Annotated in this window: 1 protein-coding gene; it reads left to right on the top strand. The window is 38.0% G+C overall.

Annotated features, from left to right (window positions below):
- Positions 1 to 382 (top strand): hypothetical protein (locus H4J73_RS01275; protein WP_182176868.1); only part of this gene is annotated, 382 nt, incomplete at both ends.

Genomic DNA, 382 nt, shown 5'->3' with positions numbered 1-382 from the left:
ATTATTATCGTCAAGTGAGTGTTAATGGTGGTGCTTGGCAAAATAGAAATCGATATAACACTACGAGTATATTGCTTTTAGATCAGGAAGCTAGAAGTTATCGCTATCGTGTACAGGCTTGTAACATTAATGACACATGTTCTAGCTACTCCTCTGCTTCTAAATCGATATCTGTTTTACCCGAACCATCAGTTCCATCAAAGCCAAATGCCTCTATCGCAAATGGTAATGATATAACTGTTTCGTGGAACGCCACAGCTAATACGAGTCATTATTATCGTCAAGTGAGTGTTAATGGTGGTGCTTGGCAAAATAGAAATCGATATAACACTACGAGTATATTGCTTTTAGATCAGGAAGCTAGAAGTTATCGCTATCGTGT

The sequence above is a fragment of the Colwellia sp. MB3u-41 genome (genome assembly GCF_014076845.1).
Taxonomy (GTDB): Bacteria; Pseudomonadota; Gammaproteobacteria; order Enterobacterales; family Alteromonadaceae; genus Colwellia_A.
Note: the sequence above shows the minus strand (reverse complement) of the source record. Positions and strands in the feature narration are given on the sequence as shown.